General features: G+C 71.5%; 15 protein-coding genes and 1 pseudogene. 7 read left to right on the top strand and 9 right to left on the bottom strand.

Annotated elements, in window-relative coordinates:
• Position 1: 1 nt before the first annotated feature.
• Entirely contained in the window at positions 2 to 283 is a 282-nt protein-coding gene (locus BMG523DRAFT_RS17015; protein ID WP_011436981.1) for a hypothetical protein, read from the bottom strand.
• Positions 284 to 455: 172 nt separating this feature from the next.
• On the bottom strand, positions 456 to 1,784 hold the full coding sequence (nhaA, locus tag BMG523DRAFT_RS17010) for a Na+/H+ antiporter NhaA (protein WP_011436980.1): 1,329 nt from the start codon (positions 1,782 to 1,784) through the stop codon (positions 456 to 458).
• A gap of 89 nt (positions 1,785 to 1,873) precedes the next feature.
• Between nhaA and BMG523DRAFT_RS17005 the strand changes: the two genes are divergently transcribed.
• Positions 1,874 to 2,272, top strand: coding sequence for a hypothetical protein (locus tag BMG523DRAFT_RS17005; RefSeq protein WP_011436979.1), 399 nt, complete (start codon positions 1,874 to 1,876; stop codon positions 2,270 to 2,272).
• 124 nt (positions 2,273 to 2,396) lie between these two features.
• Here BMG523DRAFT_RS17005 and BMG523DRAFT_RS17000 read toward each other — a convergent pair whose 3' ends face one another.
• From BMG523DRAFT_RS17000 to BMG523DRAFT_RS16980, 5 genes are all read right to left on the bottom strand, one after another.
• On the bottom strand, positions 2,397 to 2,756 hold the full coding sequence (locus tag BMG523DRAFT_RS17000; protein WP_011436978.1) for a group 1 truncated hemoglobin: 360 nt from the start codon (positions 2,754 to 2,756) through the stop codon (positions 2,397 to 2,399).
• A gap of 390 nt (positions 2,757 to 3,146) precedes the next feature.
• The gene (locus BMG523DRAFT_RS16995) at positions 3,147 to 3,356 is read right to left on the bottom strand and encodes a YncE family protein (protein ID WP_011436977.1); all 210 of its coding nucleotides are present in this window, start codon (positions 3,354 to 3,356) and stop codon (positions 3,147 to 3,149) included.
• 164 nt (positions 3,357 to 3,520) lie between these two features.
• The gene (locus tag BMG523DRAFT_RS16990) at positions 3,521 to 4,174 is read right to left on the bottom strand and encodes a hypothetical protein (RefSeq protein WP_011436976.1); all 654 of its coding nucleotides are present in this window, start codon (positions 4,172 to 4,174) and stop codon (positions 3,521 to 3,523) included.
• A 97-nt stretch (positions 4,175 to 4,271) separates the two neighbouring features.
• Positions 4,272 to 4,592, bottom strand: coding sequence for a hypothetical protein (locus tag BMG523DRAFT_RS16985; RefSeq protein ID WP_035912391.1), 321 nt, complete (start codon positions 4,590 to 4,592; stop codon positions 4,272 to 4,274).
• Between the two features lie 116 nt (positions 4,593 to 4,708).
• Positions 4,709 to 5,419 carry a hypothetical protein gene (locus tag BMG523DRAFT_RS16980; protein WP_011436975.1) on the bottom strand — a complete coding sequence of 237 codons (711 nt, stop codon included), beginning with the start codon at positions 5,417 to 5,419 and terminating at the stop codon, positions 4,709 to 4,711.
• Positions 5,420 to 5,757: 338 nt separating this feature from the next.
• Between BMG523DRAFT_RS16980 and BMG523DRAFT_RS16970 the strand changes: the two genes are divergently transcribed.
• Positions 5,758 to 6,792, top strand: a complete 1,035-nt coding sequence (locus tag BMG523DRAFT_RS16970; protein WP_011436974.1) for a hypothetical protein — start codon at positions 5,758 to 5,760, stop codon at positions 6,790 to 6,792.
• Positions 6,793 to 6,895: 103 nt separating this feature from the next.
• Positions 6,896 to 8,701, top strand: a complete 1,806-nt coding sequence (locus tag BMG523DRAFT_RS16965; protein WP_041257912.1) for a hypothetical protein — start codon at positions 6,896 to 6,898, stop codon at positions 8,699 to 8,701.
• 23 nt (positions 8,702 to 8,724) lie between these two features.
• On the opposite strand, the gene BMG523DRAFT_RS16960 is transcribed toward BMG523DRAFT_RS16965, so the two are convergent.
• The gene (locus tag BMG523DRAFT_RS16960) at positions 8,725 to 12,450 is read right to left on the bottom strand and encodes a CHAT domain-containing protein (protein ID WP_011436972.1); all 3,726 of its coding nucleotides are present in this window, start codon (positions 12,448 to 12,450) and stop codon (positions 8,725 to 8,727) included.
• Positions 12,451 to 12,608: 158 nt separating this feature from the next.
• On the opposite strand from BMG523DRAFT_RS16960, the gene BMG523DRAFT_RS24705 reads away from it, so the two are divergent.
• The 4 genes from BMG523DRAFT_RS24705 to BMG523DRAFT_RS24695 all read left to right on the top strand — a co-directional run bounded on the left by BMG523DRAFT_RS24705 (position 12,609) and on the right by BMG523DRAFT_RS24695 (position 17,394).
• Complete coding sequence (locus tag BMG523DRAFT_RS24705; protein ID WP_011436971.1) at positions 12,609 to 13,643, top strand: hypothetical protein; 1,035 nt, start codon at positions 12,609 to 12,611, stop codon at positions 13,641 to 13,643.
• Between the two features lie 366 nt (positions 13,644 to 14,009).
• Positions 14,010 to 14,195 carry a hypothetical protein gene (locus tag BMG523DRAFT_RS24700; protein WP_035912406.1) on the top strand — a complete coding sequence of 62 codons (186 nt, stop codon included), beginning with the start codon at positions 14,010 to 14,012 and terminating at the stop codon, positions 14,193 to 14,195.
• Between the two features lie 569 nt (positions 14,196 to 14,764).
• Positions 14,765 to 16,810, top strand: coding sequence for a hypothetical protein (locus BMG523DRAFT_RS16940; RefSeq protein WP_148214913.1), 2,046 nt, complete (start codon positions 14,765 to 14,767; stop codon positions 16,808 to 16,810).
• Positions 16,811 to 17,160: 350 nt separating this feature from the next.
• Positions 17,161 to 17,394 (top strand): Panacea domain-containing protein, encoded by a 234-nt coding sequence (locus BMG523DRAFT_RS24695; RefSeq protein WP_131728941.1) that lies wholly within the window; start codon positions 17,161 to 17,163, stop codon positions 17,392 to 17,394.
• Here BMG523DRAFT_RS24695 and BMG523DRAFT_RS23400 read toward each other — a convergent pair.
• Positions 17,391 to 18,732: pseudogene (locus tag BMG523DRAFT_RS23400) on the bottom strand (IS66 family transposase); the annotation flags it as partial. The gene BMG523DRAFT_RS24695 and the pseudogene BMG523DRAFT_RS23400 overlap by 4 nt on opposite strands.
• Between the last annotated feature and the right edge of the window lie 139 nt (positions 18,733 to 18,871).

Genomic DNA, 18,871 nt, shown 5'->3' with positions numbered 1-18,871 from the left:
CTCAGGAACCACCGGTCGACGCGTGCGTGGGACCGTCGGCGCTCCCCACCGTCGTCCCGCCCGACCAGCCGCCGGACGAGGACGCGCTGTCGGAGGTCGACGATGAGGTGGATCCGTTACCCGAGGTCACCGAGCTGTCGTCCGTCGTCGAGGACCAGGTGGCCGCGGATGCGGAATGCTCATGGGCCAGCACGCCGAAGCCGATGGCTCCGGCGGCCGCGACGGCTGCCAGTCCGGCGGTGACGGGGCCTACCCGTCGGATTCCCTGCTCACGTGTGGCCATGGCCGGTGTCCTCCTACCCTGCCGGCGCTCCGGGAGGAGCCCCGTGACTATGAGGGTGGGAGTCGGTCCTGTGTGTTACCTGTGCGTCACCTGTTCGATTGCCGAGGGCGGAACACCCCACGGGCGTGGGGTGGACTTGATGGTGCTGCACGAGCGGACCGACCGGACCGGATCACCCCCACGGGCGTGGGGAGGACCGGTGCAGGTCTTGGTAGACGTCGGGGATGCCGTCGTGGTCGCGGTCGGCGGTCTCTGCTTCCTGGAGCCGGCGGTAGACGCGATTGCGCAGACGTAGCACGACGGCGGCGAGCAGGGCGGCGAGCAGAGAACCCGTCAGGACAGCGATCTTGACATGGTCGTCACGTGCGCTGCCGCTCCCGAAGGCCAGTTCGCCGATGAGCAGGGAGACGGTGAATCCGATACCGGCCAAGACCGCGAGCCCGAGAACGTCGGTCCAGGTCAACCCGTCGTCGAGGGTGGCGCGAGTGAAGCGTGCTACCAGGAAGGTAGCGGCCATGATCCCCAGAGGCTTGCCGACGACGAGACCGAGCACGACACCGAGGGCCGCCCGGTCGCTCAGCGCCGCGCTCAGTCCGCTCAGGCCATCGACGGTGACTCCGGCGGAGAAGAACGCGAAGATCGGCACCGCCACCCCGGCCGACAGGGGCCGCCAGCGGTGCTCGAAGTGCTCGGCCAGCCCCGGTCCCGCCTCCGGGCCGCCGGCACGGGTACCGCGGAGCACCGGCACGGCAAACCCCAGCAGCACGCCAGCCACGGTGGCGTGCACGCCGGAGGCGTGGACCAGTGTCCAGGTCGCGGCGGCCAAGGGCAGGAGGAGCCACCACGAGCGCACCCGGCGCTGGACCAGCAGAGTGAACAACGCCAGCGGCACCAGCGCGCCCAGCAACGGGAGGATCGACAGGTGGCGGGTGTAGACGACGGCGATGATGACGATGGCGAGCAGGTCATCGACGACCGCGAGGGTGAGCAGGAAGGTCCGCAGACCGGACGGCAGGTGCCGGCCAATGACCGCCAGCACCGCCAGCGCGAAGGCGATGTCGGTGGCGGTCGGGATCGCCCAGCCCGCTGAGGCGTCACCGCCGACGTTGACCAGCGCGTACAGCACGGCCGGAACGGCGACACCCCCGCAGGCGGCCAGGACCGGGACAGCGGCCCGCCGAGGGTCGCGGAGGTCTCCGGCGATGAACTCGCGTTTGAGTTCCAGCCCGGCAACGAAGAAGAAGATCGCTAGCAGGCCGTCGGCGGCCCACTGAGCCAGGGTGAGGTCCAGGTGCGCCCAGGACGGGCCGAGCTGGTAGGACAGCATCGACTGGTACGACTCTGACCACGGCGAGTTCGCCCAGCCCAAGGCCAGGACCGTCGCGGCGAGCAGCAGCCCGCCACCGATGGCCTCCCTGCGTAGGATCTCGGCGATCCGGCGAGCCTCGGGCCACGACCTGCGGTCGAACAGGCTGAACCGGCGAGACGGAACTTGGCCCACGGCGGTGCTCCTCACCAAGGGGTCGGGTCACACGTTGCCGACCAGACTTCCCGGCGCACCGAACCCACCGTAGCCGAGTCGGCGTTAACATGCCCCCCATACCAGCCGAAACGGCTAGGCACACCCGGCACGGGGCCGGCAGGGGACCCACCCACCCCGAAGCACTGCCTCACCACGCCGGCTACAGCCTCGCCGAGCAGGCGGTGATCCCGACGCCGAAGAACGCCCTCCCCCTCGCACGGCTGACCAGCAGCGACCTCGTCGAGGACAAGGTCAGCACCTGTCCCGGCGTCGAATCCGTCCGCGTGGTTTGCTGCTTCGTCGACGCGGACAGCTACCGCTGGCTCGACCGCACCCGACGGCACCCGCTAGCCGAGAAAGGAAGCCGCCGGGACGGCTCGTTCACCACCAACGACGTCCGTGCCATCCTTGCCCACAGCATCCCCGTCGCCGACGGCGATTGGCGTCGACCTCCATCTCTCACATGATGGCGTCCATACCGAACCCGGGCGGTTCGCATTTGCAACTGTGCCCCGCCCGGTTTCTCTCGTTCGAGCCGGGTGCGGCTTCACTAGCCTGGCCGCGCAAGGTCGTGTATGATGTGAGGTATTACTACTTCGATATCGTGACGACGTCGGAACGCAGCGGGGCGAGGGCCGCTCCGATCTGGCCGGTGGTTTCCGTCGGGACACCGAGGCCGGTCAACGCCGCGAGCAGATGGTCCACCACCGCGTCGAAGTGGGCGTCGGTGAGGCCGAGCGTGGCATGTACCGCGGCCATGTCCCGACCCCGGTAGACCTCGGGACCACCGATCACCGCGGCGATGAACGCTCGCTGGTGTTCCTTGAGACGGGGCAGGTCCCGGTTGGCAAAGAGGGGTGCAAGAACGGGATCGGCCGTCACCCGGACGTAGAAATCGTCGACCGCGGCCTGTACGGCCGTCGCGCCGCCGATAGTGTCGTAGATACTCATCAGAGGTCTCGCTTTCGCAGGAGAGGACCGACCGGAGGTCGTTGACCATGTTTGTTACCGTGGCTGCACTGGTACCCGTCCGCCAGGTTCACTGAACCACGGGCACAATTTCCTTGAAAGAGTCTAATGTCCGCGCGGCAGAGAAAGATGGCAGGCGAACGCGGGCCGTCCGGCTCCTTCCGCTCGCGTGTGGGCAGAAGCTTTACCTGTTGAAGGACGGCTAGGAAGGAGCGCTGTCCTCCTCGTCCGGCGCGAGGAAGGCCCTGGCGAAGATCCGCAACACCGAGGACCTGTGGACACAGGTCGTGGCACTACCGTGAACCCCCCGGGTTCGGGGGCCATCGGCACGACGATCACTCTCACGGCGGCGGTCAGCCGGTGACTGGGGCGTCAGCCGGTGACGGCCCCGGTGGCCGTGTCGACGACGGACACGTCGTTCCCACCGAAGTTGGTGACGTAGACACGGCTGCCGTCGGGAGCCACCGCCACTCCGAAGGGGAGCACGCCGACTCCGATGGCGGCGCTCACGACACCCGCGAGCGGGTCGACCACCAGCACCTGCCCAGTTCGGATGCTGGCCACATAGGCGTGGATGGTCATCTCAGCCCGCATCCCGACGGTCGATGGACCACGACCGAGCGTAGTAGCCGGAACGGCAATGGTTGATCAAACCAGCCGATCGTCGATAGCCGATCTTGCTCCATCTCGAATCGGAAAGACCCAGATGGAGAACGCTCCGTATTCCGTATTCCGCGGCGCGGTGGCTACGGGCAGGCCTGGCGCTGCCGGGTGCCGCGGCTGCCCCCCACGAAACTCACGAAGTTCGTGGGGTTCAGCGGCGAACCGAGGCGGTAGCCGCGGTTGAAGCACGAGTAGTTGTGGACGTTGTACGACTGCATGTGCACGTGCTCGCCGGTCCAGCAGCCGGCATCGCGGGGAAGGCCGGTGGCCACCGCGCCGACGGTCGAGTCCCAGCGATTGATCCACTGGCCCACGGCGAGGTTCGCGGCGGGAACGAGGTGTCCGTAGGTGACGGAACCTGTCCGGCGCTCGTTGACGTAGATTCCCACGTTCACAAACTTTCCGCCGCCGCCGTAACGGCAGGCCTCACCGATCTGGTCGACCCGGGTGGCCACCGGGTAGCCGCCGGCCTGGGGCGCCACGAACACCTTCACCGCAGCTCCGGGAGCGGCGGATATGTCGCCGGACCAGTCGCCCTGGTCCTGGTCGTGGAACAGGAAGTGGTGGGTGGCCGGGTCGGAGGTCCAGGTTCCCGCCACCGGGGCACCGACCCAGACCTCCGGATCCGGCGTGGAAGCGGACGCGGCCGACGGGGCGACGAGCGCGACACCGGCGAAGGTCAGTATGCCGACCAGCGCGGCCGCGGCCGAGCGCAGTATTTGCGGAACTGTGCGCATGAGTGAACTCTCTCGCTCGCTGGGAACCGGGTAATTGCCGATGAAAAGCGATGTGAGCTGACCGGGTGGTGCGTCCCGGCGGGTGGTTGCGCCTGGTTCAGCGGTCGTCGGAGGAGGGCGCCACCGGCGGTACGGTGCGGCTGGCGGCGGGCTGGTCCGCCGGAACGCGGCGAAATCCGCCGCGCTGGTCACGTTCGAAACGGACCGTAGGCGGGGGCATCCGACGCGCCAGCCAGACGGCCAGGGTGACCGGCCAGAAGCAGACCAGGACCATGCGTGTCGCGAACCATCCGTACCCTCCTTCCAGCTCGGACGGCCCGAGCTTCCGCATGGTCGGGAGTCCGGCTCGGGCCCGGACGACGGTGGCTCCGACAACAACGCCCACGAACCACAGAAGGAAAACGATGGCGCCGCTCATGATGAATCTCCTGCTTCTTCTTCCGGATGATCTGAAAGGCGAGAGGGTGCCGTCCTCCTGGCCCGGACGGACGGGGCTCGGCGGAGTTGGGCCGGCCCGCTGCGTGGGCTCGCCCATTAGGCGCTCAGCCGGGTGACCAGGGCGACCACGGTTACGGGAAGTCGTCCGATGGCGCTGGCCGCCCGGACGTAGGCGGCGGAGACAACGGTCAGGACGAACGGCGTGACCGGGCTTGCCTGTACGCCGTAGACGTCGACCTGGAAGCCCCGGTGATTCGACCAGTTGTAGGCGCCCACCAGCCCGTAAGCGACCGTGAAGAGAGCCATCAGGACGCCGAAGAGAATCCAGGGCAGCGCGAAGATGACTCCGGCGGTCTCGGCCGAACGCCGGCGCAGGCCGGCAGTCACTGCCACGACCGCGACCGTCAGTGATCCCCACACGTGGTAGGCGTGCACCGAGTCGTTGTGGTTCCAGGACAGGAACGGATGCAGCCGGGGGCCACTGAGGGGGATGTTCGCGAAGATCAGGTAGCTCGCCCCGTAGCCCATCGTGGAGGACAGCGCCACCCAGGCGACCAGCAGCGCCGCAGCGCCGAGGACCGCACCGACTGCGGTCGCCCGGGCTGCCCAGCCGATCTGGAGCAGGCGCCGCACCTGCCCACTCACCCGGCGCAGGCCTCGCCGCCCGGCGTTCGCCGTGGAGATCCACGAGTTCACCAGGAGGTAGAGCTGGAACAGCAGGACGATCAGCGCCGCCGGACCGAAGATCTTTATCAGGTAGGTGAGGGCGAGATCGTCTGGTGTGGGGAGCTGGTGCAGGAGATCCACGGTCCGGATGCCTTTCCTCGCGTCGTGGCGGACCCGACGGGCGGCGGGTCAGGTGACCGTCCGGCCGTTCGGTGACCGGGCGTCGACCGGTCGGTCGGCACCAGGCGGTGCGCCCGCGAAACGTGGGCCGCTGGTTGGGATTGACGGACGGCTGCCTGTGAACACGGCACTCGTCGGCGGCGGCCTGCACCGTGAGCACCGGCGGCGGACGAAAACCCCGGCGTTTTCCCCGCGCTGGTGGGCGGCCGGCCCGGTGCCGCCCTCCACCGTCCGTCAGTGCCTGTGTCAGGGTCGGCACTGGTAACGGCGCCTCACGTCGGGAGATGAGGTCGGCAGCTATGGACGTCGCACGGAGACCTGGGCTCGGCACGGAGACGGGTCCGCTCGCCTGGGACGGGTTTGCCCGCGTGGATTACGTCGACCAGACCCCGGGCCGGCGCGGGCGCGGCCGTCTACAGTTCACCCTGCTGACCGTGGAGCAGACGATGGAGGCGGACGTGCGCCCGGGGCTGCGGGTCGCGTTCGTGGCCGACGATCCGGACGGGCCGCCGGTCTTCATCGGTGTCCGGACCATGGGACGGCGTATCCCTGGGGATCTGCGCGAGCTGCTGGGGGCGAGTGTCGTGTCCGTCGCCGAACAGGTGCTCGCCGGGCCACCGCGCAGCCGGTGGGCCCGGCTGGATCTGCGGGTCCTAGATGCGCTGGCCCTGGCCTGGGCGCCCTACCGGGAACAGGTGCTGGCCTCGCACAGGGCCGCCGCCGGCCAGGAATCGACCGCGACCACAGAGCCGGATGCGGACCTCCCGATCGACGCAGCTGATCGGCGGCCGCGGTCCGGCTCGTGGGACGGCGGGCTGTGGGCGCTGCTCGCGGTGGACGAGCTACGCGATGCCGACGTGGACCTTCCCGGGGCCGCGAGCCTGGGAATGATGGGCGGCAACTCCGGCCTCGGGCCGATGCACGCCACGGACGGGCCCCAGCAGCGCGGGGACGATCCGGCCGAGCCGGGCGGGGCCTCCGATCAGTCGGCGCACCGCGCGGAGGCGGCCCGTGGCCGCTGGGAGATCCCACGCGACCTCGCCGGGCTCGCCGGCATCGAACGCACCCTGGACTGGGAGATCCACGCCGGGGAGGTGCATGTCGTGGCCCGCCGTCGCCCGGAAACCTCCGTCGGCGCCGTCGGCGGCCAAGGGGACTTCGCCGCCTGGCCGAGAACGGTCGAGGTCTCGTTCGACAACGGCAGCGGCATCTGGACGCCGCTTGCGCCGCACCCCGACGGAACGCTGCGGGCCCAGCTCACGATCACCGTCGTCCTGGCGCAGCTGCCCGCTGTCCGGGTCCGGGTGACCGATCCAGATGGCGCAGGGCCGTGACCTGCCCGTCAGGGGCCGCCGGCGGGCACCGGGCCGCCGCGGGCGGCGCCACGCTCCGGCATCGACACGTACGTACGCCGCATCGGCAAGGAACGCGGAGACCATGACTGACCTGCCCGACCGTGCGCAGCTGGAACGCGCCGCGCGCGCCGTCCTCGCCCAGCTCGACTCCTACGACCTGGACCGCGTCTTGGCGAGCGGCAACGGTCTCGACGACCTGCTGCACCGGATGGTGGTGCGCGCGGAGGAGGTCTGCGCTCTGTGGCCGCAGTCGATCCCGCCCGACCAGCACGAGCTGCTGGCGCTCTGCGTGCTCACCCGCACCCGGGGCAACGAGGGCGTGCACATCGTCGCAGGGCGCGCGGCGAGCTGGTTGCGGACCTATCTGCAGGTGCCCGGCCTCGCCGTCCCCGCCGCGTTCGTCGTGGCCGAGAAGGATCCGGTGCCACTCATCCGAGCGATCGACCAGGCGTACCGGGCGGGAACCGCCCTGGCCACCGAGCGCGCGGAGTGGCCGCTGCACCTGACTCTCGTCAGCGCCGTCGCGGCCTGCCAGCGGCCGGACCCGGCCGGCCCGCAGCGCACCACGGTTGAGCTGGCGGCGCAGATCCTCGACCGTGGGATGGAGCTCGCCGCCGCGTACGAGGCCGGCGACACGCCGCTGCCGGACGTTCCCCTGCCCGTCGTCGGTGACCGCCGCTTCCTGGTGCAGCTCGCGGCCTATGCTTGCGCCGCGCGCGAACTGCGCGAAGACGGCGCGCGCGGCGAGCCGTTGGCCGAGGTCGCCGCGTACGTGCAGGAGATCGCGCAGTGGACCCGACGGGAGATGTCCCGCCGCCGTCGACACCGGTTCGACGGCAACGAGGGTTTCGACGCGGCGATGTACTTCGCCGCCGCGGCAGACATCATCGACCGCAGTGCCGACCGCGATGGCGATGAGAGCGTCGGCAGGCCCGGTGGATCACCCGCGGCTGGTGCCGGAGCTGCGGTGCAGCCGCAGGCCGACGTGGTCTTCCGACGGCTCACCAGAGGTCTGGGCCGTGGCTGGCTTACCGCGAACAAGAAGATCGCCTCCGTGCAGCTGGAGACGTTGCCGCCGGCGCTGGCGCCCGGGGACGACACGCGGGTGCTGACCCGAATCATCGCGGTGGACGCGTTGGCCGACCGGGTCCTGGGCGTGCTGACCGCCGGCACCAACCGGGCGGACCGTGCGGTGCTGGCCAACTGGGTGTGCGGCTCGCGGGCCGTCGACCAGTTCCGGGTCGGCGGTGATGACGACCTGTACCTGCTACTCTCCCGGCTGCGCCGGGTGATGCTCGCCGTCGCCGACCCGCAGGCGAGCCCCGCGCGGCCGCTGGAACCGGACGCGGCGGACGTCGCGGCGATGAGAACTGCGCTGCGCCGCCGGATCGCGGCGGCGATATCCCTCGACGCGGGTCGCCTCGACCCGCAGGAACTCGTGGCGGCGGCACTGCCGCCGCTGTGGACGTCGCGGCAGCCGGTGATCCGCGCGCTGCGGGCGCAGATCAGGAACAGCGCGGACTGGACGGGCCCGCGGTCGGCGCTGCGCCGGGCGCCGGAGATCCTCGCGGCCCGCGCCGTGCGCGGCCCCGGCCAGATCACGCGCGACACCATCGAGCCTCAGCACGCCCCGACCGGCCGCTGCATCACGTTCGACCCTGCCAACCTGGACGCCGCACCACGATGCGGCACCCGGGCCAGCCGGCTGGAGGTGGACCCCGCCGAGATCTGCCCCGCCCGGCCCTGGGGCGAACCGGGCCGGGTCGACAGCCGGGCAACGATTGGTGATTTGTTCAATCTGAGCGTCGCCTCCGTCCGCGGCTACCTCAACCGTTATCGGGAGAACCCGGACCGCTGGGCTCCCCTGATCGAGGCCGACCAGCCCTGAGCGGCCCAGGCCCGGGTACGCGCTCAGGCGCCAAGGTGGACGAGCCCGGCCCAGGCGGCCGGGTCAACGAAGGGGAGCCACGCGTCGTCCACCATGGCCGCGGCGACCGGGCCGGGCATTGTGGCCGGCGCCGTCCGGTAGGGGTCCAGCGCCCAGTCCTGGGCGGCCTGCATGGCCTCGGCCGGTGAACAGTCCTCCACGACCAGGTTGTGGTGCAACACGAACATCATGGTGGCCGTGTACCTGTCCGGCAGATCCCACAGAGAGCCGTACACGGTGCGGGCGCCGGCGGCGAGGAACGCGGTCGCGATGCTGAACGCCTCGTCGTAGTCCGCACCGGTGACGTTGGTCGAGCAGGCAGCGAGGAACACCCGCTCGACGCGGGTGGCGGCGCTCTGCTCGGCCAGCAGCTCGCGGGCGGTCAGCGGCCGTCCGTCGGCGAGCTCCAGATGCGACGCCGCCGGGTCCGCGGGGACGGCGAAGCCGTGGCACGCCAGGTGGAGCACTAGGCGGCGGGCGCCTGGCCGGCGCAGCCAGGCGAGCACCTCGGCCGGCGTCCCGTCCCCGGACGCCCCCGCGCCCGCCACCGTGGCCGGTTCGCGGCCCGACCGGGACGGCCCCCCGCCCAGCAGCATGGCGCGGGGGTAGAAGGCCGATGGTAGATGCCAGGCGGCGTCACCGGCAGGGTGGGACGCCGCGCCCACCGGATTGCCGACGATCAGCACGTCGCCGTCGGCAGCGGCGGGCATCGCGACCGTCCGGCACAACAGCCGGGCCGAGGGGATGTAGGACACCGTCGCCCGCTGGGCGAGCCGGGTGCCGCCGCCGGTTTGATGACCGGGCGCCTCGACGTCCAGCACGGCGGCGTGCCAGGGCACTAGGCCGAGCACCCCCACCGAGGTGATTACGAAGGTCGGCCAGGTGGTGTCGGCCGCGACAGCCGAGACCCGGTCCAGCAGCACCTCGGCGATGCGACCCGCCCACTCGGTGAGCTCCGCCAGCGCAGCGCGCCACGCCGCCAGCGCGGCGCGCGACGCCGCGAACGCGGCCGCTGGCTCGGCCACACCCTGCCTGGCACCCTCACCGCCTGCAGCCTGGCGCCAACCCGCGTACGCCGCCAGGTACCGGCCCATGGGGGAGTCGTCGGCGCTGACGAGCCCCGGGTGCTCGACATGTTCCACCGGTCTGGTCCCGTCAGCCGGGATGATGATGATATGCCCGGGCCGGTCGACGCCGGGGACCAGATAGACGAGTGCGTCGGAGCCGTGCGTGCCCACCGCTGCGCGGATCTCGCCGATGCTGGGTGGAAGCAGCAGGCTGTCGGGTCCGGCGGCGGACTCGCTCAGCGCCGCCAGCACAGCCCGGCGCAGCGCGGACCGTTCGGCCCCGTCGGCGAACCAGCCGGGGCCTTGCGCAGCCGGGTCGGCCTCGGCCGGTTCGAGGCCTGCGGCTGCCCAGGCCTGCGCGAGGTCGGCATGCCCAAGCTCACGCAGCTGCTCCGCGGCCGACCGGGTGGTCACCGCCGCGTGCAGGACGAGGCCGCGGCCGGCCTCCACGGCGGTCACCAGGTCGTCGCGGGCCTGCTCGTCGCCGCCCCGCAGGTCCTCGACACACCACTCCAGCACCACCCGGGCATCCGCCGCCGCCCCGCGGGCGACCTCCAGCGCGTCTCGGGTGCCCGACTGCAGCAGCACGAGCCAGGCGTGCCCGCGCAGGGCTCGCAGCGCCAGGCGGCGACCTCCGGGCAGGTCGCCGGGCTCGCCGCGCAGTCGCCGGGCGCGGGCGGCGGTCATGACGACCATCGGCCACATCGGGTGGTCAGGACCGTCGAACCAGTCCAGGACCGCCTGGGAGCGTGCCACGGCGAGCCGGGCGGCGGACCGGTCCCCGGTGACTCCCGCGAACAGCTGCCAGCCGTGGGCGAACAGCTGCGTGCCCATGGCCCGCGGGGGTGGCGGTAGCTGCGCACTGCTGTCGGCCCAGGCCTGGTCGGCGTCCGCGAGGCGGGCGCGCAACTCGGCGAGGCGATCCGCGGGCGCGCCGGCTGAAGTCGCCGCGATGATGCCGGCGATCACTTCCGCGGCCGCTGCCTGCGCGACAAGGGCGTCGCAGCCCGGGAACGCGGCGAAGACGTCGGCGATCTCCCGGAGCTGACCGACGTCGAGGCGCCGGCTGACGTCGAGGTACTGGCTGACCTCGATGAGGTGACCGGGCTTGCCCGTGTCGGCGGCAGGTGGCTGCAGCCTGCCCCGAAGGCCACCGCCCAGAACCTGTGCCAGCGACCGGGCCAAGACGGACAGCAGCTCGACGGCGGTGCGGGCGCCGTCGGCCGGCATGCCGACCAGCAGCATCTGACCCAGTCGGGCGAACAGGGAGATCGCCGTGGCGCTCGGGTCCGCGGAGGTCCCGACCAGCTGCTCGGCGGCCTTCACCCGGCCCAGGTCGCCGGAGAAGCCACCGGCGACAGCGGAGATGAGGGAGAACAACGCGGCGGCGTCGTCCGAGTGCTCGGCCGTGCGCATGGCCTCGGCGGCATGCTGCAGGCCGAAGTCCGCGCCGGGCCGGGGCCCGGTGCCGAACATGGCGCGCAGCAGACTGGTCATCGCCCGCATCGCGGCCCGGCTGCTCGACCAGCCCTGCGGCGGGTCGGGGTGCGCGTCGGCGTAGCCGAGCAGGCGGTCAAACCTGTCCCCGGCCAGCGGGAACGCCTCCAGGCCCTCCTGCACCAGCCGGCGGGTGATCTCGTTCCCGTCGACGATGAGGTACTGCAGCGTGAGAATCTCCATGGCCACCGTCGCGCGGATCTCGGTATCCAGTTCCGGCCGGTCGACGATCTGGTCCGCGAGTGCCAGCACGGCGCGGATGTCCGCCAGCAGCGCGTCGTCCACGCCGCCCGCGCTGCGCCGCTGCTCGCGCAGCCGGTCCGCGACGAACACCAGCGCTGCCGGCGCGAGGAGCTCGGCGGGCTGACCGTGCCGTACCGCCGCGGTGAAACAGTCGACCGCCTCGTCGAACAGGGCGTCGTCGTCATCGAGCCGGCTCCACGCCCAGTAGGCGTGGCCGAGGCTGTCCCAGGTGTCGGCGACGTTTTGGGCGCCGCCGATGCGGAGGGATTCGCGCAGCCAGTGGACGGCCTGGGCCCAATCCCGGGTGGTACCGCTCTGTTCGGCGCGGTCGAAGACGAGCTCTGCGTAGTCGGCCACGATGCCCGGGTCGGCGGTGCCCGCGGTGACCATGGGCGCCAGCAGGTCGAGCGCGGTGTCGCGGGCGGCCGGCACCGCGTCCTGCTCGTACCAGACGATCAGGAGCGCTGCGTAGCCGAGTAGGTCCTGCGGACCGAGCTTGCCCGCGTCGGCCAGCGGGGCGAGCAGGCGCATGGCGGCGTCCCGCTCGGCGGGATCGCGACCGTTGACGTAGCGCTCGCCGTGCAGCGCGCCTTCCATGGCATCGAGTTCGGCAATGCTCAGGGACGGGCGGCCGCCGGGCCGGGGCGCCGGCCAGCCCCGGCGCCACCACAGCACCACACTGTCCCAGCTGCCCAGATCCGCCTGGGCGAGCTCGCCCTCCCACTCGGCGATGAGCATCGCCAGGCCCGGCGCGCCGGAGTGGCCGGGCGCGAGGTCATATGCCTGAGCCAGCAGGCCGACGGCGGCCCGGGCGGCAACCGGGTCCCCGTCGCGCTCCGCGGTGGCCAGTAGATCCAGCGCCGGGCCGACCAGCGCGTCGATCTCCAGATTCAGGCCGTCCACAGCGAATCCCCCGATGCCGACCAAGCTGTCCAGTGCTGGCGACGAGCCGCCCTGCGGCCACCCGTCGCTGCGGGCGCAGCGTATATGTGCCGTGTGCCGTGTGCCGGTCCGTCAGGCCACCCCGACGAAGCCCATCGCCGCACAGTCGGGAGACGATCATGGCCAGGTGGAACAGGCGTAGGCGGGACGACGGCGGCGGCGCGGCACCTCCTGGCACCGGCCGACCGGCCGCGGGCACCGGCGGGCCGGCGCAGCCCGTTGCCGGCGCCCTGCCCGCCGACGTCGCCGGCCTGATGGCTCGGCTCGGGCGGTACGAGTTCGCGCCGGCCGCCAGCGACGAGCCCGATGTCTGGGGCGACCTGCAACGGCCGTTCCTGGCGTCGGCAACCGCGGACGCGGCCGGTTTCGCCGCGGCGCTCGCGCGCGAGGTGGGCCCTGCGGGGGGCTGGGCGCTGGTCGGCGCCGAGTCCCTCCTGCGGAACTTCGCCGACGGGGCCACCCGCCGGGCCATTCCCACCTACGTGGAGCTTCTCGATGCCAGCATCGACTTCCTGCGGGCCTCGCGGGTGCCGTTCGGGCGGCTCATCGGCTTCTACACGGAGCGATGGGCTGAGCGGGGCGGGACCGAGGTCGACTGGCTGCCCGGCAGTGGGCACGACGGACCGTTCCCGGGTGCGGGACCGGGCGGTACTCCCGCCGGCTCGCCGGACTGGTCGCAGGTCAGTGTAGTCCGCGCCGAGTGGCCGCTGGACCGGGCCGGCATTGAGGCGGACGTGGCCGCCTGGGAGCACGGGGTGCAGCTCTACGACGCCCACGACGACTACGCCACGATGATGCGGGCCGGCATGATGCTGGCCCGGCTGCTGCGCCACCACCTTCACGGCCGGGCGGTGCTGGATGATCCGGTCCTGGCCGTCACGACGCATCACGTGCTGTTCGCCGCGCGGACCCCGCCGCCGGACGGGGTCACCGTCGCGCAGCACGCGCTGCGGATGGCGCGGCTGGGGCTGACGGTGATGCGCGCGCACGGCTGGCAGTCTGCTGAGTTCGGCGGTGACGGGACGCTCGCCGAGCCGTTCTTCACCGGCGGGAACCGGCTGCTGCTGACCGCCGCGCTGGCGTCGGGCGGGCGGCCCGGGGAGAGCGAGCTGCGCCGGTTCTTCGGCGCGGACGGCACCCTCGACCGCGCCTAGCCGCTGCTCGGCGCGGTCGAGGTCCGCCAGCGCCGCGAGCGCGGCGGCCAGGCGCTGCGGGTCGGTCCCGAACGCCTCCACCGCGCTCGCGGGGATCATACCGTCAGCCGCCAGCCGGAGCACGCGGTCGATCAGCCAGGCGGCCGGGTCGGCTCCGGCCGGGCGGTCGCGCAGCGCGGCCAGGACGATCTCGTCGAGATCCTCGGCGCCGGACTCGGCCGGTCGGGCGAGGGCGCTGTCGGCTGCGGCCGTCCCCAGCGGCACGTCGCCCTGCCGGGGCCGGCGGCCGAGTGGGCGGTCGATGTAGCGCTCCCACCAGGTCACCAGCTCGCCGTCGCCGTCGCGCACGCGCCGCCCGCTGCGACAGTGCCGCTCGATGCCACCCAACGCCGCCGCGACGCGGTCGCGGTGCTCCTCAGGCGAGCCCCCGAACTCCGCGGCCGCCTGCTCGGCCAGCCGGTACTCAAGCGCCGACTGGCCTTCCAGCGGCGCCGGCCGGCCCGCCTCCTCGACCAGATACTCCAGCACGGCGCGGTGGTACTCGTCCGGTAACGCCCGGGCCAGCTCGCCGACTCGGATCCGGTCGACACGGGCCTGAGCACCCTGAGCCAGGCGGTGGCGCCGGATCCACTCGAACTTCGCCCTGGTGCGCCAGTGGGCGCGGGCGGCGGCGGCGGGCCGTTGCGCGGGTCGTTGCGCCAGATAGCGGCTGATGTCGACAAGCACGTCGACGACCAGGTCCTGACACACGCAGCTGCCACGGACGAGGGCCTGCTCGCCGACCTGGACCGGCGCCACGTCGCACACCCCAGACCGGGTCATCCGGTGCAGCTTGCGCCGGAACCCGGCGGTCTCGCCGAGAAGCGTGCAGACGATCTCCATGGAGATTGTGACTACAGGTGTCTGAATGACGGCTTGGGGTGACATTCGATCGTCCAGTGTCGTCGAGCCGCCACCAGCAAAGTCCGTGAGCATGCCGGCTTTCTAGCGGAAAATGGTAAAACTGTCTATGATTTTAGTGACTCGCGAAAAAAATCTGCCAAGTGGAGGCAGGGTTCGGCGACTACGATCGGGATGCTGCGGGGGCGGGCGTTGGAGCGGGGATGAAGGAGGAGACGGTCGTGACCCTGTTGCCGGCGGTGGTGCCGCCGGTGCCGGAGACGCGGGCTGAACTGGTAGCCGCCCGGCTGGCCCGGAAGGTGGCGCCGCTGTTCGGAGTGCCCTGGCCGGACACTCTGGAGCCCAACCCACTCGGGCGGATCACCTGGGTCACCGACTTCACCCGGGTCACGCTGTCGGAGATCGCCCGCGGCGCCCCCCTGCCGACCCGTGCGCAGGCCGCGCAGCTCGCGGGCGCCGCCGAGCTCGGCACCCGTGGATGGGTGATCCTCGATCGGATGGCCGCTACCGCGAGTGGGGCGACCTTGCCGAATGAGATCGCCAACGCCACGCTCAACCGATTCGGCCCCGATACGAAGGCTGCGGTCGTCCTAGTGGCGGTCAACCGCCTGCTCGATCCGCTCCGGGCGGCGCTCACCGAGGTCCTGCCCGTGCTGGCCTACCAGGACGGCAGCAGGCTGATACCCGACCTGCGGCTTGCAGCCTGGGCCGCGGTGGTCGTCGAGGTTTTTCGTTCCCAGCCGGCGCTGGTCGCCGCGGGCATCCGCGCGCGTGCGGTGCAACGTCCGTTGACCACCGCCTGGGAGGTGCCGCTGGCCCCCTCCGCAGCAGCTGAATCGCTAACCAGATGTGAGATCAGCGCACCGCGGACGACGGCCTCGCCGGTCCTGCCACGCGACCTCGACCTCGTCGACACCACCCTGCCGGGGCTGGCACTGCCGGCGGCGGAGGGGCCCGTCGGCCAGCAAGCCGCGCACGAGCTGGTCGCTGGGCAGCTCCTGCATCGCCTGCTCGACGTGGGAACCCTGCGCGACACGAGTCACCTGTGGATCTCCGCCCGGGGCCCCGGGCAGCTGGCGCTGGAGGCGCTACTCACCCCGGACTCGATCATTGACCAGTTCGTCGCCCAGGCGCTGCGGGCGCTGCCGCCAGTCGACGGCGGGCCGGTCGACGCGCGACTGCCCGCCCTTCCCGATGCGGCGGCTCTCGCCCAGCGGCCCTTGGCCACCCGGCGCACCGCGGCCATCGCGCTGTTCGGCGCCGTGCGCCAGGTACTCACCGACGCACAGGCCCGGGAGCGCCTACGCCTCGACGCCTTCACCTGGCTGGGCCAGGCACACGGCTGGCTGGCCGGTATCCTGCCGGCGGACGATCCGGTCCGGGCCGTCGCCGGCTGCCGGGCCGACGTGCTCCGGCTCGACCTCGTCCGGTACGACGCGGAGCGGGACAAGCGGGTGCTGGTCGAGGCGCTGATGGCGTCCAGCCAGTACTGCATCGACCTGTTCGAGCGGGGCAGCCTGGACCGCGGCGCCGCCGCGGAGATTCTCTCGGCCGCCAACCGGCAGCTGGACACCCTGCGCCGGCTGGCCGAGGCCAGCTGCGGGCCGCCTGCGGACGGTACCCCACCGGCCGGGATACTTGACGACCATGTGCGCCGCGGGTGGCTGGTCTGGCTACGCATGGTGGAAATCGACCCGGCGGTACTGACCACCGGTCCGCTCCCCGACCTGCTGGCTCACCACTTGCACAACTACGCGACCTACCTCGCCAGCCACCCGTACTCGTCCGGCGATCTCACCCAGGCGGTGGACTTGTTTCGGGACGTGGTGCTGCCCGCCCGAGCAAGATACGTCGCCCGCACGGCCGTCTTCGAACCGCTACGCGTCTCGCTCCAGATGGCTACCGCAGCGACGACGGGCCTCGCGCGGCTGGCGCGGGCTGCCGGCCACTCGGCACAGGCCCGCAACTGGGCGGCCCTCGGCCACCTCTGGATTAACCGCGCTCTCGCGGATCCCGGTACGGCCGCGATGCTAGACGAGGCCACCGAGTCGGCATGCCGACTCGCACTGCAGGCCGTGCCGGCACTCCTGCTCGCTGTTGAGCTGCAGGTGAGTCCCGACGGCGTCGGGACGGCCGCCGATCTCGCCGCGGTCGACCGCCTGCTCTCCTCCGCCCGCCGGTGGATCTCCTCCTTGCCCGGGCCGTTCGCCCGCCAGGACGAGATCGATGCGCTGGCCGCCCGCCGCGAGCAGCTCCCGACCACCTGAACCTCCCGCACCGACCTGGGTGACCTCACCGTCCACCGGAATACTCGCCGACCAGCCGATCTCGGAAAGAACGAGTGGGATGGTACGTTCCGCCCCACTTGATCACGCAGAGTGGCGGTATGGCCTGTTGGCGTTCCTGGTTGGCAAAGTCCTGGATCGGCAAATCGGACAAACTAAGTTATGAATTTAGACGGCTCGCATCTCTGTGGTCACTCATTGTCGCGGAAGGGCGCGACCGGTCCAATGGAATAATAACGCCTCTGGCTCAGCCCTTCGCCCGCGTCGGCGTTTCTCTTATGTTTGCAATAACTCCTATGGGGGGGTAAAATTCGCTGTTACAATAAGTAACAATGGCAAAGATGGAAGCACGGAATATCGCAAACGCCTTTATTGAGCGTGCCAGCCAAGATCAGGGCGAACGCGGGGTCATCACTCCGCTGAAGCTGCAGAAAGTTTTGTATTACGCGCAAGGCTGGTATCTGGCGTTTAACAACGGAAACCCGCTGTTTGACGACAAGGCGTACGCCTGGCAGTGTCCATTCAGAGGTGACGGTCCCAGCACCTCTGTGTTGATGTTGATTTAGGTAGCGACCGCGAGGCCGTCCGGTTCGGCGAGAGCGGCCCGGGGGGTGGGTAGCCAGGGCCGGCTGGCGAGCAGCATCCTGATCGCGTCGATCGGGCGGATGCCATGGTCGCGGGTGGAGACCAGGTAGGAGCGCACGCGCAGGTACCCGGCGAGGGTCGTCGGGGTGTGCCAGTAGCCCGAGACGGCCTGGTGCCGTTTGGGAAGCCTGATCGACTGCTCGGCGGCGTTGTTCGTCCAAGGGATCTTGAAGTCGGTGAGGAAGAGCCAGACCTGGTCGGCCTTCGCGGCGAGCCGGCGGGCCAGGACCAGGCCGGGATGGTTCTTGCCGTCCTTCCAGGGCCGGGACATGTTCGCCAGCCGGCCGACCTCGACGTCCCGGTCGAACCGGGCCCGCAGCCCGTCGATCACGTCCTGGTCGAGGCGGGTGCACCCGGCAGCTCGGGCGGCGACGACCAGGCCGTTCGCCTCGCGGAACAGCTCGATGAGCTGGCCGGCCCACTTCTGGATGTTCGGCGCGAGCATCAGCACCGCCCGCAGAGCTCGGATGAGGTGCTGGCAACGGAGCTGCACGCCGGCGACCTGGGTGTTGTACTGGTGCCAGCCGGCGTAGTCGTCGCGGGTGAGGTAGCCGGTGTAGCCGTCGAGGACCCCGGTGGCGTCGATCGCCTCCGACGAGCGGGAGGGGATCGCCGCGTATCAGACCAGCCCGGGCCACGGGGTCCGCAGCGCCAGCAGGTGCGGGGCGCCCTCGGTCGGCCTGCCGGTGGCCTCGTCGAGGTCCCTGCGCAGGACGTTGACCAGGGACTCGTCACCGCACAGCACCGGCTCGGCGCGCAGCGCCGCCTTCATCTTCTCGTCGTAGCCACGGGCCGCGAGCGCCTCGGCGGCGCGTTGCAGGGTCCGCGCGACGAAGCCGGTCGAGACCGCCGTGCCGTACATCCCGTTGAGGACCAGCGCGGTCCGCGCGAGCGGGACGTTGCCCTCGTTGCCCAGCAGCACCACCGCGCCGCCGATCAGCGGCCCGTAGCACACCGAGCCCGCCGTCGCCCACGGCACGTCCGGCACCCTCGCCGCCGTGATCTTCCCGCAGCAGCCACACCGCCTGCGCGGCAGCGCCCACTCGGTCGTCTCGACCCGCGGCTCGGGCACGTCGCGTACCTGCGTCCACATGTCCGCCAGCACCTGCCCACCGGCCAGGCCCGCCTCGCACGACGAGCACCCGGTCGGCTCGTCCGCCCGTAACCGGCGGTCCGGGGCCGGGTCCCCGGGGCAGCCCGGCACCCGGGTGACCCGGCTGCCCGCCCGGCTTCCTGTCCTTCGAACGGACCCGCTCCGAGGCCGGCCGGACCTGCCGGCCCCCGGCCTCCCCGTCCCCGCCTGCCGGATCGTCGTCACCCTCAAGGCGCGGCAGTCCCTGGACACCTCCAAGCGGGTTCGGCGCAAGCACCTCGCCATGGCCCAGGCCGGCATTACCG

This window comes from Frankia sp. BMG5.23, assembly GCF_000685765.2.
In the GTDB taxonomy this organism is placed as follows: Bacteria; Actinomycetota; Actinomycetes; order Frankiales; family Frankiaceae; genus Frankia; species Frankia casuarinae.
This window is presented reverse-complemented; position numbering and strand designations above follow the sequence as displayed.